We start from the raw sequence: 15,970 nt of genomic DNA on the forward strand, positions 1-15,970 counted from the left end.
AAATGAAAAGCTGGAGAGACTCTATACTAAAAGATTTTATTCCCCATGTCAGTAGGCTGACCCTGGTTGCTGATCCGGATTGCCTGCTGACAGAAGAAAAAATGGGGATGGAACTTCGTGATCGTGGATTCGAGCTGATTGAATTCAATGACCCCGTTGAGTTCAGATATGCCTATGAATCAAGGTTCCGCTCCATTTGGGACCGGGGAGAGCACACCGATCTTGTGGTGATTCTTCGTCTTGATGATGCGGATCTGGAATCTTTGCCCTATGACCTGCTCCAGGCAGGGCGACAGCTTGCCTTCAATCTTGGTGATCTTTTTCCCAGCATGAGCTACCCGGTTATTGAAAAACTTGACAGAACACTTCTTGATAAACTCTTTGATGCCCAGCACAGATTGCAGCCAGAGCGCATGGGAGATAGGGCCACAAAGGATTTTATCCTCCGCCATGTCTTTGGTATTGCCCCAGAGCTTATAACAGAAGATGTGGCGCTGTTTCATACCCTTCTCAGGCTGCATTATGGCAAGGTCAGAATGCCTGAAGAACTTGCTGACAGGCTCATAGAGATTCTAAAAAATGATGCGTTCAGGAGCTGGCCCCTTTCAGAAGTGGTGCCCGATGATAAGGCTTTTTTTGCTTTTCTTCAGGAACGCTGGCCGGTGTTTCTGGCAGGGATAAAAGTCGATGAACACGGTATCAAAACAGTTTCTGAAAAATTGTCTTCATTTATCAGTGAACCATTAAATTTACTTTATTCCGGGCCTGCCCACCTGCCCTTTGGTCATCAGGATATCAGGATTTACATTGACAATCTTTTTCTGGAAGGAAAATTGTCACCCATAGAAGCCCAGGGTATGGAAGCGGATGCCGGTTCATGGATCCGAAGCGGCATTGTCATACCCGGTCATGATGATACCGACCTTCGGTTTTCCCGTCTGTTTGAGCTCATCGAAAAAGAATGGCCCACAGCAGAAACACGGCACTCCGGCTGGATTGCTTTTGCCCTGAAATGGGCAGAACTCTCTTCACTGGTTCATTGTAGTTGCAATGAATCTTATCAGGCACGGCTTCATGGGCTGGGGGATACCCTGAATCTTTGCTTTGCGAGCTGGCTGGATGCACATTATTCCGGCCTGAGCACCCTGCCACCAACACAGCCCGCCATGCTGCACCATGTACCCCGTCGTCTGGCACAGGTAATTGAAGTATCGGCCAAGGGGCGCATTGCCCTGCTTGTAGTTGATGGCCTACCTCTGGATCAGTGGGTAAGTATCCGCCCTGTTCTGCAAGCACAAAACAATCATCTGCTCATGCGTGAATCCGCAGTCTTTGCGTGGATACCAACTCTGACATCCGTATCAAGGCAGGCGGTTTTTTCAGGAAAACCACCCATCTTTTTTCCAACATCCATACACTCAACGGGCAATGAGGAAAAGCTCTGGAAGCAGTTCTGGGAAAACCATGGAATCTCCCGTCAGGATGTGGTTTACCAGCGTGGGCTGGGAGACGGAGATGTATCTGCCCTGCTTGAAGATTTGATCCATCCGGGCAAAACCCGAGTGGTGGGGCTTGTTGTGGACAAGGTGGATAAAATTATGCACGGTATGCAGCTTGGTTCAGCCGGGATGCACAACCAGATCCGACAATGGTGCCAGCACGGATTTCTTGCGACCCTGATCGACCGGTTACAGGATGATGGTTATGAAGTCTGGCTGACTTCCGATCACGGCAACATCCAGTGTGAAGGCAGAGGAAGACCTTCTGAGGGTGCGATTGCCGAAACCCGTGGAGAGCGGGTTCGTGTCTATCCCACACCAGAACTGAGGTATCGGGTAGCAGAAAGCTTTCCCTTTGCTCATGAATGGAAACCGACCGGATTGCCGTCGGGTTATTTTCCTCTGATAGCGGGTGGCCGTGATGCATTTGTAAGGCAGGGGGATAAGATTGTAGGCCATGGCGGTGCATCCATTGAAGAAGTCATCGTTCCCCTGATAAAATTTGAAAGAAAGACAAGTTAATGGGCAAGCGCCACGAAACCATCGGTATCAAACAGACAATCCGTTTCGACTGGATGCAGAAAACCGTTAATCTGCTGATGGCAGGGCTTGACCAGAAAGCTGTCCGGCAGGAACTCCATGATTACCTTTCTGAAAAAAAAGGAAGCGGGGCTGAAGAAGAGCGGGGCAAGACCTCCAGGTCACAGGCTGTCAATATACTCATGAATATCTGGGTTTCTCCGGATCAGGAACTGCTTTTATTCAGAGATGCTGCCCTTACCTTTCTTCGTGAACATCCATCCCTTGAACTTGCAGCACACTGGGCAATGATCTCTGCCGCCTATCCTTTCTGGTTTAATGTTGCCCGCCAGACGGGTCGCCTTCTGGCCCTGCAGGATCAGGTGACCCATAAACAGATTTCTACCCGTTTAAAAGAACAGTATGGAGACAGAGAAACCGTCAGCCGCTATGCCCGCTACGTCATACGCTCCTTTGTTGCATGGGGTGTGTTGAAGGATTTACAGGTCAAAGGATGCTATGGAAAAAACCCTGTGCTAAAAATCGAAGATGCCAGGTCTGCAGGCCTCATATTCGAATCCGCACTTCTGGCAACACCTGAGGCAAAAATACCCATGGGGCTCCTTTTAAACAACCCTGCCTTTTTCCCGTTTCAGGTTCCGGTCGTTACCGGTGATTCTATCTCCCGGAGCTATGACCGGATCGAACTAATTCGTTATGGTCTGGATGATGAACTATTGAAACTGTACTCTGCCTGAAAAAAGCTGGAGAGATGCCACAGAGAGTATAAAATTGATATTCAAAAAAATTTATACCCTGTCTCCATGAACAAAAAAACGTAACTCAGAACCCGTGACCGTACTGCGGCCCGTATAGAAAAAAGTAAGAATCCAGAGGATAAAAAGTCCTGTCAATACTTCCGGTGTCCAGAGCAGGGCCACCCCGGCCTTAAGATCCGGTACAAAGACCATCTTTTCAGAAAAAACAGGGAGTTTCAGGCATAAAAAGATATAGGGAAGCGTGGAAAGGGCCATGATCTGATAGGCAGAAAAAACCTGCTCTCCCCTGTAATCCGCCCGAAGGAATTCGGAAAGCACACGCCAGATCTGGGTACCACCAAGGCACAGAAAGAGTGCCCACAGGGGCTTTCCGCCAAGAAAAAGCCCCAGACCTGCGAGACAGAGGAAGATATGGATAAAGAGGGTGAGGGCCTGAACCGGCAGGACAGCTTCTCCGTCTGACTGGTGGGCATAGCTGATTTTTTTGGTTTTCCCATGAAAAATGATGGCCATGGGCTTAAAAAACCGGGCCATTTCAGGAGAAAGACTGCGGATGGGTTTCCCATAGCAGCAGCCGAAACTCAGGCAGGCAAGTCTTCCCATGCCTTCCCCGCAGGTATAGGCCAGGGCCATGGCAGCCAGTGCGGAAACCGCCGGAATTGACGGATACCCGTAACGGGTGATCAGCATATTCACGCAGACCAGAACCCATGGAGCCAGAAGTATTCCCAGAAAGGAAGCTCCCCCAACGGTAAAGGTATGGCGCTTGCCCTCAACAATCCTTGCAATCCAGCGGGATGCGGGAACACAGATACAAAGCAGCACCATGGCAGTGAGGCCGCAGGCCCACAAAGGCGCTCCCGATGCCCGGAGAAGCACAAGCCCCAGAGCCGTACCCAGAACATAGGCCGATGCGCTCAGCAATCCGTACCAGGTAAGATTCATGCCCTTCCACAAACCGTTTTCAAGGTGCTGCACAGGACAGGCAGCCAGCATCTGATACTTCTCCGATGGCAGACTGCGCACCCCCCAGATGGCAGGAACCAGCAGGATAATGGCCAGAACAAGCATAAAAAACAATGAAAACATGAATCTTCCTTTCGACATTCAATGAAAGCCTCTACCACCGTCCGCTGGAACGGGGAGCAAAACTGCCATCCTCAAGGCCCCCTCTCCCTCTGGGAGGGTTGCCTGCCCGGCACACAGGCCTTCTGCATAGCTTTTTATAATGCCATGGTTTCTTTTGCCTGTGTGCGGGGGGGGTGAGGGGTCCATAAAAATATTCTCACCCAAGGTGAAAAAAACAGACCTACGCCTGTAAACCCCTTCCTATGCTTTCCCTCACCCTAACCTCGGTTTCCACAAGGCTTAAGCCAAAGCCTTTGCTGAAACAGCTTGTTACATCCCTGCGCAGGCTGTTGGATACAAGATCCCTGTCAAATTCCATACGATCCTTTTCAAACAAAAGAACAACGGTGGAGCTGCCCGGATAAAACAGACTTTTGGGGCACCCCCTATGGACGAACATGCCGGGAAGAAGTGCTTTGGGATGATCGTAAGCCCTTTCGCTGCAGGCCTGACGGATACCACCGATCATGAGGGCCACCACTTCGGCCATGGCCACAAGACCCATCCCGCTGCCACCGGGTACATCGGTGTTGATGAGGGTAATGAGCCTGCGGTTTCGGGAAAAGGGGCTGACCTCCCGCACCACGGCATCGGGATGGCAGGCATGGCAACGCCCGTCCGTCATGAATATTTCCTCCACCCGCCCGCTGACCGGTACATGGTTGTAATGGTATTTATCCGGCGTGAGGCGAAAGACGGCGGCCTTCCCGTCCAAAAAAACAGCATGCCATGGCCGGTTTCCGCAAAGCTCCGGTAAGTCAAAAAATTTTCCCTTCACGGGAATCAGGGCCGATGGAGAAAGATTCAGGGGCAGCATGCGGCTGTCCGAAGGCGAAACAATGGCTAAAGGATCTTCGACCATGGGCCTGTATATTTCATAGAGAATCTTTCTTTCAAAAAGTGCTCTGGGGTTACAAAGGGAGGCCGGTTCCAGACATTCTTCCATTTTTATTTCAAGATCCCGGATCATCTGCCCAAGCCTTTTTGCCGATGAAAAGGGAAGGTCGTAATTCACGGCCCCCAGAATGCGACTTGCCACAGGGGAGGTGAAGGCAGAAAAGAGCCACGGGGCATTCTCCCGGACTTCATGGTAGAGAAAACGCACCAGAGGATCGGCAAAGAATTTTTCCTTTATTTTCTTTCCCGTATGGCGTTCCAGATAGTGGTGGGAGAAACTCATGGAGAAGCCTCAAAGTGTTTTTTATCGTTGTATGTGGAAAGAATGAGGAGCTGAATCAGGGCCAGCCTCTCTTTGGATGTAAAAAGACTGATGTCCTGCCTGCGGTTCAGGGAAGCAATGATGCCGGAAACACTCCCCTTGCTGGTGATGGAGGCCAGGGCATCCCTTGAGGCGGCATCCCTGAACAAGGCCCAGTTTTCAAGGCGGGACAGATCTTCTGCAAAATAACGGACAGCTTCACGGATATGGGCCTCTTTCAGCCGGGTGCGGTAACAGGTTTCCGCAGCACGGTTAAAAACTTCCGCAGGCTGTTTTTCCGGCCTCTTCCCTCCCGTATCTTCCTGAATGAGGGTCTGAAGCCTCGCAGAAGCAGAAAACCCCGGATGGGCAAGGCGCATGCGGAGATCTTCCATCAGATCCGCTGCACCATGGGCCTCGATCAGGGCGGCTTTGCCCATGTCGTGGCCGATGGCGGGAAAGGTGCTGTACAGGCGGCCTTCAAATCCGGAAAAACCCATTTTATCAAAGTGCCTGATGCGATAGGGAAGGTACATGGACATGCGCGGATCAAAGGCTCCGGAATCCCCAAGATCCTTCAGTAAAAGCTCCTGATTGCCGGATCTGCCGTCCAGTGCAGGCGAACTGGGCGTACTGAGCAGGGCCACGGGATAATCCAGAAGCCTGAAATCCGGTACAAGATCCCCCTTGAAGCGGAATGCCTTACGGATATTTCTGTCCAGCCATGGCGGTCCGAAGGGGGTAAGGGACCTGCCCGCAATATGATTTTTTGCCTTTTTCTTCCAGCGCCGCCAGAGCATGCGCAGGTGGGTGAAATCCAGCTCATGGGGCAGAAAACCGAGAACCTGCTCAGGATGAAAATCCTCAAACTCCAAGCGGTAGGGCGTTGCGGAATAGGTTCCTACGAAAAGGGGCAGAAAATGCTCTGTTATTTTGGTGATGAAATCACCCATCCATTTTTCATCCCTTTGCCCAAGGGGTACGGCGGGATCGGCCATGAGCCGCGAGAGCCTGCGGCTGCCCATGGAAATGTGGGTGCCGTTGTTGGCAAGGCAGATGTTGGAGGTATTGGGCAAAACCACAAGATTTCTTGCAATGATACCGCATTCCTTGAGCTTTTTAACGGCATTGAGCTGACTGCGGGAAAGCACCTCATGGCAGAGTCCCATATAACCTTTTTTGGATTCGCCCTGATCCCAGCCGGAAAGGCAGGGATTCATGAAAAGTTCCCGGTAAAAGCCATCGGAAATCATATCATTCAGGGCTTTCTGCCTGAGGGGCGGGTGGGAGGCAAAATACAGGGCCGCCTTCTGCCCCGTTTCCAGAAGTCCGAAGGCCTCATTGGCATGGGCCAGAAGCAGCTGGCACAAAAGGAAGCGTTTCAGGGTTTCTCCCGCAAGGGCATCTGCCGCACCTTTGCCCGAAGTGAGATTGACAGGATGAAAGGAAAGGACTTCCGGTGAGGTATTATCGCTTAAAAAATGATCCATCATTCTGCTGGCCGTAACCTTCAGAATGGGATGCATGTCCGGTGATCTGCCGATGATATCCGCCAGCGCCAGTTTAAGCAGATAGCTGATGGGAACCCTTACCCAGCTTTCCTGTTTATGGGTGAAAACAAAGTGATGGACATCACTGCGCAGGGGGCTGTCGCTTTTTTTCTTATCCGCCCGCAGATCCATGTGAAAAAGGTGCAGGGCATAGGCGGAAAGTTTTTTTTCAGGAAAGCGGACCCAGGAGTTTTCCCATATCTGATCCCTGTTGTCCGAAAGAAACCTTTCCATGCTTTGGGCATATTCTTCCGGAACCTCCCCTGAAAGACTTCTTTTCAGGATATTCTTATAGAAATTGGATTCCCGGATCATGCAGGCGAGATCCACGTCTTCGGCCCTTCCTTCCACCAGAGCCTGAAACTCATTTTCCACGCCACAGCTAATATCGCCCGCAGCAAAGGGCTGAAACGCGGTAAGGTTTTCGTCTCCGGGGGGAATTTCAAGGAGCTGGCGAAGGGCTTCAGGGGAAAGGTCTCCGGCGGGTTTTTCCATAAAAAGGCCGGGGGGATTCTTGAGGCAGTACAAAGAAACCTCCGTTCATGAAGATGGGTCAGAACTGCATCACCTCATCTTTTACACCTCCTTCATTGCTCTTTAATGAAATTTTCATGGCTTTTCTGTTATGACAGTCTTCCTGAAAATTTCAGCTTGAACTGAAATCATTAAAAAAATATAATGACTTCAAAAGGAGGATCGGCACATGACAGAATCCGCTGAAAAAATATACGAGCAGGCCCTTAATCTTCCAATCAATGACCGACTGCTGCTGATAGACAAACTGCTTATCAGCACCAACTTATCGGCCCGCTCCGATATAGATCAGGCATGGTCTGAAGAAGTCGAGCGAAGATGTCAGGAATTAAAACGTGGGGAAGCAAAGCTCATTCCCGGCGAAGAAGTCTTTGAAAAAATAAAGAAAAGATTTACACAATGAAATATGGTTTTCATGAAGCCGCTGAAAGAGAGTTCTTTGCTGCAATTGAATACTATGAAAATTGTCAGTCGGGTTTAGGCTTAAGATTTTCCGAAGAAGTCTATGCGACAATCAGGTTAATATGTGATCATCCATATGCCTGGACAGAACTTGACACAAAAACAAGGCGTTGTGTCACAAGCAGATTCCCATACGGAATTCTTTACCGAATATTTGAAAATAAGATCCAGATTATGGCGGTAATGCATCTTCGCAGAAAGCCTGATTATTGGAAAAACAGATAAGAACGACTCCCCGCCCTACCCTGCCAGAAATTCATGCCGCAGGAAGATCCGCTTTCTCATATACCTCTGTATTTTCTCCGGAAAAAATTGTCTCAAGGGCATTTTCCCATGAATATTCAAGGCCCCGTTTACGGGCAGCACTGCGCATGCGGGCATGGGTCAGGGGCTGAATATCCATGCGTCTCAAAAAGGAGGACAGGGCCATCACCCATGCATCCATATTTCCTGCAGGAAGCACTTCTCCGGTTTTCCCCGGCAGCACAATCTCCATGGGACCTCCCTTATCGGATACAAAGACCGGCAGGCCACAGGCCTGAGCCTCCAGCACCACCATGCCAAAGGTATCCGTGGTGCTGGGGAAAAGCAGCAGATCTGCCCCGCTGTAAAGCACTGGCAGTTCCTCCCTTGGAATACGGCCCGTGAATGTAATGGCAGGATTTGCAGCGGTCTCTTTTTTCAGGTTTTCAAGGTCCGGACCATCCCCTGCCAGCAGCATATGAACATTGTGACCCTTTGCCTGCATGCACCTGTGCATTTCAAGGATTTCCCCAATGTTCTTGTCTTTGGAAATTCTTCCCGTATAGAGCAGTATTTTTCCTGCCCCAATGCCATATTGCCGCATCATTCTGCTGCGGGCTTCGTCGTGCGGGGCAAAGAGTTCCGTATCCACGGCCCTGAGAAAAAGACGCATTCTGGAAGGTTCCAGCCCCCTGTCTGCAAGGATATCCATATAGATCCTGCTGGGTACAAGAATCTCATCGGCAAAGGAATAAAAGAGACGCACGGCATTATCCACAACGTCACAAAGGGACTCACTGCCTGTAATGGCCCTTGTCTGGGCCGCAAAATCCGTATGGTACACGGCCTTACAGGGCAGGTTGAGAAGCTTCGCCAGCAAAAGCCCCAGCAGACCCACCGGACCGGGGGTGGAAATACAGATTTCATCCACCTCAAAGGCCCCCAGTTTCTGGATGGCCCTAAGGATGGAAGGCACCCGGATTTCTATATTTTCATAATAAGGCAGGGGAAAACGCAGAAATGTGCTGAGATCCGTGAGGGTCTCCGGCGAAAAATCAGACCCTGTCCGGGCAGACCCGGAGGGCAGACTTGTCACAATGCGTATGGGAAGCCCCTCCCTCTGTGCTTTTCCTGCTATTTCCCGCAGGGTGGCAGCCACCCCGTTCATTTCATGGAAGGTATCCGTAAACCACAGAATTTTTTTCCCGTAATCCCGGCTGTCAAGGTAGTTTCCCCTGAGATCTTCCAGCAGCCTGCGGCCATCCTGCATGTGACGCAAGGTCATGAAAAAGGGAATGGACAGGAAGATGCCGGGAAGCAGGGAAGAAAAATTACGGATACAGTGATCAAAATTCCCCTGACGCAGATCATTGACGATGGAAAGGAGAATGTTTCTGAAAAAAGCATCGGAAACCTTGGTTATTTTATCATAAACACCCTCAAGCCACAGGCCGGGATCGGGATCTCCCATATCCGGCCCCGGATCTTCACTGAGGGCTGCAAGGAGCAGACGGATCTGCCCTTCTTCTCCGCCTTTATCCACCAATCCCGCCTCATCCCCCGGCCCTGTTTCAGACCGCAGGATGGCATCCCCCAGACGGGACAGGGCAGAACGGTGCAGGGGCGTGCTTTCGGTCATGGAAAAATCATAGGCGATCTTATACAGGGCAAAGGCAAGGGATTTGGCATCATTGTGCTTTCCCTCGGCCAGACTCTCCCGCTTTTTCAGGGCTTGCAGAAAGGCTTCGGGACTGGACCCATCCGCACAGGTACAGGCCTTGGCGATGAAAAGTCCGGAATGGTCATCGGAGCCACCCGTAAAGCCCTTGATCCAGGATTTTTCTCCCATGGGAAGAATGCCGTGCTTTTTTTTCAGGCCTTCCATGCGCTCCGGTGTCAGGGAACGCAATGCCGCCGTCCAGGTGGTATTGGATGCCATGCTCCGGGCACCATTGACACCCTCAAAAACATTGAAAAGAAGCATCAGTTTCTCAAGCATATCCAGCGAAAGCCTGCCATTGATGGAATAGGTGGCATGGGCTACGGAATGGGCGATATTCCTTTCCCGAACCAGTTCCCGAAGCTGATAAATATCCTTTCTGGCCTTCTGCACATCCTTAAAATCCGATTCCGTCAGGCCATAGAGCAGCAGATGGATCTTGCAGCCGTTTTCCGGAAAATAGGTGGTGGATTCCACTCCTGTAAAGGCTTTTGCCGGGTATTTTTCCTTAAGAATAAGGGCTGCTTCCATGCAGTTGTGATCCGTTACCGTGACAAAATCCATACCCCTTGCCATGGCCTGCTCATAAATACTTTCCGGCCGGGTATAGGATTCGGAAGCACCGATACGCTGAAGAAACCAGTTGGCAGGGCGTTCGGAATACATGGAGTGGACATGGAGATCGGCTCTGGCCATGGTCTTTCCTTTCATGGAGCAGGGGGTGAATCTTTTTTTACCGGAATTTTTCAGCAAAGGGCCATAAGCCCCTGTTCCATGAAAAGGTAAAGGAAATATGTTTGATCCGTATTGGCACAAAGTTGGGATTGGGTGTGGAAAAAGGTAATCAAAGGCTTTTTTTGATGGCAAAATAATTATAAAAAGCTCTTCTGTCAGAAAAAAGCTTAAAAATATCCCGCCCCTTTCTCCACGTGGGAACCGTTCACGTTTCCTCTGAACCAAAACGGTACACAAGACCGGCCCAGGTAAGGCCTGCACCCGGAAAAGACACCCTCCTGACCCGCACCGCAGATTCCGGGCCGACATGTGATGATGGCTTCGGTCTGCTGACGCCGCAGCATGGTTCCGGCAATCTCCGGAGCATAGGCCAGATGGGGGAGCCGGAATTCGGTGACGGACACACCTAAAAAAAAGGCTCCACAGTTCTTAAAAAACCGTAAAGCCTTTCTTTTGTTAACAAGCTCCCTTGCCCCTTATATACTCCAGATGCCCATCGGTGAAACATCTGAAAATTGGACTGTTGTTCTGATTTTTTTAATGAAGCCATCACCTGTGGGAGAGGGGCCAGGGGTGAGGGCAGAAAGTAATAAACAACCACGATGCTCATCACTTTATTTCAAAAATGACCGTGCAGAGTATAAATTCATGAAGATTCCAATTTTCACTGGAAAAAAACCAAAATCACTGTCCGAAACGCACGAGACGGACCCGGTAGTTGCCTCTCTTGCTGCCGTAGTGGTCATGACCGCTGCAGAAAGAGAGGAACCACGCAGAGTTACTATAGTTGGCATGGGGCGAGGAAGACCAAAACCAGCCACCACCAGGAAAAATATTTGTATCATGTGGGGCCAGGGTTTTCAGCTCATTAAAGGTTGGAACCCGGAATCCATCCGAAGCTGTTATCCGCACTGCATCATCCCATTTTCCTCTCCAAGCTGTTCCGCTACAGCCTGAACCTGTCCAGCTTTGACCATAGGGACAGCGCTGCCATTCAAGCCCTGTGGTATTGTCCCGAACAATGGAGCCATTACTTCCGGCAACCTCTGGAAACCGGGAAAAATCCGGTTTTCCGGCTGCCTGCACAACTCCTGCAACACAGAAAACCATCATCACCCCAAGAAAAACCACCATATTTTCCCTGTAACACCCCTTCACCTGAACCGTATTTTTCTTCATGGTCTTTTCCTTTCTTAATTGTTTCTGCAATACTCTCCTTCGCCATAAAACCTTTTAATTCTGACCCTTAAAAAACAATTCTATAGGCCATCTTCGCTGATATAATAAGCTTTTGCAACAAGCATACCATAATAAGGATTGCCTATATATACGGATAATGGCCCTGCTAAGGTTGAACGAGCAGACCTGCTACCGCCAACATAGCTGCCACATGCCAACAAGCTTACCATCCACCACCATTTGCCCATGACAAAGGCCGGAGTAAAACTAACAACGTGAAGGCTGCCCTTTACCGCTTTGCATTCCGATTAAAATATGACCCGAATGGCATTGGCACTCGCTGATTCAGACGAAATAACCAGGAAACCAAATATCCTGCTGTCTGGCACGAACCGGCCAAACGTCATCATTAAAGATCTTATCACCGCAGCCCACGAACACGATCCAGACAAGCGCCATACTGCTGAGCGCAGGCACTGGAAACTGGAAGACCAATAAAAATTCACCTGAACCTCATGCCTTCCATCTTAGCGCTCCGCACTCTCCAGATCCTTTTCCGTATCCCGCTGAAAATCGCAGGTCAGGTAATCAAAACTCATCGGCAGCCCCAGCTCCAGCGTGGTCAGAAACTGTATGCCTGCGGTGATGCCGTCGGGGCAGCATTCCAGCAGGTGACCGCCGCTTTTCCGGTCTGCGGAGAGAAAGTGCAGGTGCATGCCGGGAACACTCAGCGATCCCATGAAGGGCGGCGTGTAAAAGCCCACCAGGGAGCCTTCAGTATCTGTGTACTCAAAAACCGGCTGATCCTTTGCCACTTCAGCCAGCGGACGGTAGTTTTCCTGACGGGGCACGGAACGGACCCTGATCCGGCTGAAGCGGCCATCTACCCGGATGGCGTAGAAGATGTTGGGGGAAGGGAGCAGGCTGTTCAGCCAGTCCAGAAATGCGGGATAATTGCAGGCCTTCTCAAGCCGGTCATGACTCACCGGACGATAAAAGGCCACGCAGGAAAAAGGGGTCAGGGCGTCGTCAGACACCTGTGCAGCCTTGCCGTCAGAAGTGATCTGGTAGATCTCGTTATCCAGCATCACCATCTCACCATCCAGATGGTCAAAGGTACCCAGGCCAAAGTCGCCGTGCTGCTTGATCTCGGCAAGGGGAATTTTCTGCTGGTAGATCCCCTCCACCAGTGCGTTAACCGGGGCACAGAAGTAGATCCGGTCATTACGGGGGGCGGACTGCATGGCTGCTGTCATCACGTTCTCCTTTGATACGCGGTGAATGGAAGAAATGTATCCCGATCAGAAGGGCCACAGCGATATCTTGATGACGGATTCCGGCTGCTCACCCCGCAGCATGATTGCGATAATCTCCGGGATATGGGGTAACCATGGGCATGCCTACAACTCTCTGGAAGTCATTTTTTTTTGCAAAAAAACCAAAATCACTGGCCGACACGCACAAGGCGCACCTGGCCGTAGTTGGGCTTGCGGCCGTAGTAGTGGACACGGCCATCGTTGAAATGGAGGCCCCACGCAAAGTTACTATGGCCGACATCGGGCGAGGAAGACCAAAAGTAGTAATCACCAGGAAAAATACTTAGATCATATGGGGCAAGAGTTTTCAGCTCATCAATGGTCGGGAGCCGAAATCCACCCGAAGCTGTTATCCGCACGGCATCATCCCACTTTCCTTCCCAGATAGTTCCGCTACAGCCTGAACCTGTCCAGCTCTCACCATAGGCACAGCGATGCCATTCAAGACCTGTGTTATTGTCCCGGACAATGGAGCCATTGCTTCCTTCTACCTCCTGAAACCGGGGAGGCGGCTGGGGTTTTTCCGCTGCCTGTACGGCTCCTGCAATACAGAAAAACACCAGTATTCCCAGAGAAAGCAGTAAATTATTTCTGAAAGCCCCCTTCTCCTGAATCGTTTTTTTCTTCATGGTCTTTTCCTTTTTAAAAATGATTCTTCAGCAGTTTCGACATCAAAGCTTTTGATTCTGACCCTTAAAAAAACAGTTTCATGGGCCATGTTCGCTGATAGAATTAAGATTTTTTGCAACAAGCATACCAGAATGAGGATTGCCTGTTCCTGCGGATTATGGCCCTGTGATAAATAAAAAAGACTACCTCGTTGCCACCAAGAAAAAAGCACATATGACAACAAAGTTGCCATGATAGGGAAAAAGATCCGACCGCCTTTATTGTTAAAAATATCTTCGAAACAGATATGCTTATGGTCTTATCAGGTTTTGTAAGACCCCCCTGAAAAAAAGGCAATTTTTTTGAAGAAAAAAGGTTCTACAGTCCTGAAAAAACCGTAAAACCTTTCTTTTATCAATAAATTCCCTTGCCTTTTATAATTTCATGGGGGAATCCTACCCTTGCTGGCCAAAAGCCAGAATCACTGTCCGGCACGCACGAGGCGGAGCTGGCCGTAGTAGCCCTTGCTGCCGCTGGCGACAACGCCGTAGCCGAAATGGAGGTGCCACACCGCACCGTCACTGCGGCCGGCGTCGGGCGAGGAAGACCAAAATAAGGCACCTCCAGGAAAAATACTTTCATCATATGGGGCAAGAGTTTTCAGCTCATCAATGGACGGAACCCGAAATCCACCCGGAGCTTTTATCCGCACTGCATCATCCCACTTTCCTTGCCAGGGAGTTCCGCTACATCCTGAACCTGTCCAGCTCTGACCATGGGGGCAGCGCTGCCATTCAAGACCTGTGTTATTGTCCCGGACAATGGAACCACTGCTTCCTTCTACCTCCTGAAACCGTTCTCGCTTCTGGGCTGCCTGAACAGCTCCTGCAACACAAAAAACCATCATTACCCCCAGAAGTACCACCATATTTTTTCTGAAACACCCCTTCACCTGAACCCGTTTTTTCTTCATGACCTTTTCCTTTCTTAGAATGTTTCTGCAATACTTTCCTTCACCATCAACCCTTTAAATTCTGACTTAAAAAACAGTTTCATGGGCCATCTCCGCTGATAAAATTAAGACTTTAGCAACAAGCATACCAGAATTGAGACTGCCTGTCCTTACGAGAAATGACCCTGCGAATCATTGAAAGGGCAGACTTACTACCGCCAACAAAACGGCCACATGCCAACAAGCATGCCATCCACCACCATGTACCCATAAAAAAGCCCGATATCAGTAGGGGGGTGAAAATCAGCATGCCCCATTCGTTAAACACCTTTGCCGGTTGTTCTTCCATGGGGACTCTCCTTTTGTGGGATGTGGGATTTCCTGAGGTCTCCTGCTCCGGAGGGGCAGAAGTTCAGGTTTTGCGGATTTTTGGAAAAAACGGAATACGGCGTAAGGGTCTTCCGGATCAGGGACGTCCTTTTCCTCCATGAAACGCAGGCAGATCAGAAAAAAATCCTCCAGCCTGAGAAAAAGCCCCGTCAAAAGAACGGGCCAGTATGCTGTTGCCATGGCTGAAATGGCCTGAGGGGTAAAACGATCCTGGGGGTTTTCCGTAAAGGCTTCGGCAAGGAGGGCGGCCATATAATGCACCCATGTGAAACAGACGGCGCAGATGAAAAAAAGAACCGCAAAAGCTTGAAATTTTTGGGAGCCCGTAAGACGTTCTCCTGCCGGATCTTCTGCGGTAAAGGCATGGGGAAAGAAGGGATAGAGACCAAGGCAGGCAAGCAGAATCAGAAGCGTTGACAGAAAGGATGTCACCCAGAAAGCCCAGAAGACGTCTTCCGCTGTCCAGCCGAAACGTAAGGTCATCCAGAGGGTGAAGGCAAAAAAAGACAGGCTGTCACCCAGCGGGCGGGCGAGCGTGAAAACTCCAGGCGGGGCCTCCCCTTTGGCTGTGGAGGCTGGGAGGATAAAATTACTTTTTTCTGTCTGTTCAAAAAAACCTCCTTTACGATCTGGCAAAAACATTACAATAGTTAAAAAAACCTTGAAACCATGTAATTATTCAGCACAGTTTATTCCGCACTGCCAATACTGTAGTTGCAGCAGCTTTGTACTGTTGCAAGGCTCCGCGGCTATTTGCAAGTGACATTGCAATCGTTTCGGATCAGAGCTTTGTCCGGCACTCAAGCCAAAAACCCAAAGCCTACTATAAAAAACAATAAGCTTTTTCAGGCTTGAGTGCCGGAGTGCTAATAAGAAGCGGCAAACTGTCTGAGCCGCCACAAAGGCAGCGTGCTGAAGCCTGCCATGGTAATCAAAAAGCTTATCCTGCCTGTGGCGGGGAGGTTTTTCCGCTTCCGCACAGGGCAAAAAACTCCCCAATCCGGCACTCAAGATCCATAGGCATTTCTGCTCCCGTAAAGGGGCTTGCGTTTTTCAGCTTGAGTGCCGGATTGCGTCACGGGCAAATAGCCTGGGGCCTGTGCGTCTGTCTTGCAGCTATGGTACTTGGAAAACTGTGCTGAACAGTTACGAAACCA

General features: G+C 50.2%; 14 protein-coding genes. 4 read left to right on the forward strand and 10 right to left on the reverse strand.

The window, feature by feature from the left end; genetic code table 11:
• The first annotated feature begins 2 nt into the window (after positions 1–2).
• Positions 3–2,021, forward strand: a complete 2,019-nt coding sequence (pglZ, locus tag LZ24_RS05880) for a BREX-3 system phosphatase PglZ (protein WP_144683398.1) — start codon at positions 3–5, stop codon at positions 2,019–2,021.
• The gene (locus tag LZ24_RS05885) at positions 2,021–2,776 is read left to right on the forward strand and encodes a hypothetical protein (RefSeq protein ID WP_144683401.1); all 756 of its coding nucleotides are present in this window, start codon (positions 2,021–2,023) and stop codon (positions 2,774–2,776) included. The genes pglZ and LZ24_RS05885 overlap by 1 nt, the downstream gene beginning before the upstream one ends.
• Positions 2,777–2,827: 51 nt before the next feature.
• Here the strand turns inward: LZ24_RS05885 and LZ24_RS05890 are convergent, their stop codons facing one another.
• From LZ24_RS05890 to LZ24_RS05900, 3 genes are all read right to left on the reverse strand, one after another.
• A complete protein-coding gene (locus LZ24_RS05890; RefSeq protein WP_186442963.1) occupies positions 2,828–3,886 on the reverse strand; it encodes a prolipoprotein diacylglyceryl transferase family protein in 1,059 nt (352 codons plus the stop codon).
• Between the two features lie 220 nt (positions 3,887–4,106).
• The gene (locus LZ24_RS05895; protein ID WP_144683408.1) at positions 4,107–5,105 is read right to left on the reverse strand and encodes a phosphatidylserine decarboxylase; all 999 of its coding nucleotides are present in this window, start codon (positions 5,103–5,105) and stop codon (positions 4,107–4,109) included.
• Positions 5,102–7,201, reverse strand: a complete 2,100-nt coding sequence (locus LZ24_RS05900) for a hypothetical protein (protein ID WP_144683411.1) — start codon at positions 7,199–7,201, stop codon at positions 5,102–5,104. The genes LZ24_RS05895 and LZ24_RS05900 overlap by 4 nt, the downstream gene beginning before the upstream one ends.
• Before the next feature lie 175 nt (positions 7,202–7,376).
• Between LZ24_RS05900 and LZ24_RS05905 the strand changes: the two genes are divergently transcribed.
• Both LZ24_RS05905 and LZ24_RS18045 read left to right on the forward strand, forming a co-directional pair.
• Positions 7,377–7,610: an addiction module protein gene (locus tag LZ24_RS05905; RefSeq protein WP_144683414.1), complete on the forward strand. Its 234-nt coding sequence runs from the start codon at positions 7,377–7,379 to the stop codon at positions 7,608–7,610.
• The gene (locus LZ24_RS18045) at positions 7,607–7,894 is read left to right on the forward strand and encodes a type II toxin-antitoxin system RelE/ParE family toxin (protein WP_144683417.1); all 288 of its coding nucleotides are present in this window, start codon (positions 7,607–7,609) and stop codon (positions 7,892–7,894) included. Before LZ24_RS05905 ends, LZ24_RS18045 begins: the two co-directional genes overlap by 4 nt.
• A 31-nt stretch (positions 7,895–7,925) precedes the next feature.
• Here LZ24_RS18045 and LZ24_RS05915 read toward each other — a convergent pair whose 3' ends face one another.
• From LZ24_RS05915 to LZ24_RS05945, 7 genes are all read right to left on the reverse strand, one after another.
• Positions 7,926–10,328 carry a glycosyltransferase gene (locus tag LZ24_RS05915; RefSeq protein ID WP_186442964.1) on the reverse strand — a complete coding sequence of 801 codons (2,403 nt, stop codon included), beginning with the start codon at positions 10,326–10,328 and terminating at the stop codon, positions 7,926–7,928.
• A gap of 206 nt (positions 10,329–10,534) precedes the next feature.
• Positions 10,535–10,771: a hypothetical protein gene (locus tag LZ24_RS17545; RefSeq protein WP_222427548.1), complete on the reverse strand. Its 237-nt coding sequence runs from the start codon at positions 10,769–10,771 to the stop codon at positions 10,535–10,537.
• 280 nt (positions 10,772–11,051) lie between these two features.
• Entirely contained in the window at positions 11,052–11,546 is a 495-nt protein-coding gene (locus LZ24_RS05925) for an Lcl C-terminal domain-containing protein (RefSeq protein ID WP_144683423.1), read from the reverse strand.
• Between the two features lie 527 nt (positions 11,547–12,073).
• Entirely contained in the window at positions 12,074–12,802 is a 729-nt protein-coding gene (gene budA / locus LZ24_RS05930; protein ID WP_222427549.1) for an acetolactate decarboxylase, read from the reverse strand.
• 188 nt (positions 12,803–12,990) lie between these two features.
• Complete coding sequence (locus tag LZ24_RS05935; protein ID WP_144683426.1) at positions 12,991–13,491, reverse strand: Lcl C-terminal domain-containing protein; 501 nt, start codon at positions 13,489–13,491, stop codon at positions 12,991–12,993.
• 461 nt (positions 13,492–13,952) lie between these two features.
• Positions 13,953–14,444 carry an Lcl C-terminal domain-containing protein gene (locus LZ24_RS05940; RefSeq protein WP_144683429.1) on the reverse strand — a complete coding sequence of 164 codons (492 nt, stop codon included), beginning with the start codon at positions 14,442–14,444 and terminating at the stop codon, positions 13,953–13,955.
• Between the two features lie 282 nt (positions 14,445–14,726).
• Positions 14,727–15,245, reverse strand: coding sequence for a hypothetical protein (locus LZ24_RS05945; protein WP_144683432.1), 519 nt, complete (start codon positions 15,243–15,245; stop codon positions 14,727–14,729).
• Positions 15,246–15,970 lie beyond the last annotated feature (725 nt).

It is taken from the genome of Desulfobotulus alkaliphilus, from assembly GCF_007830435.1.
Lineage (GTDB): Bacteria > Desulfobacterota > Desulfobacteria > Desulfobacterales > ASO4-4 > Desulfobotulus > Desulfobotulus alkaliphilus.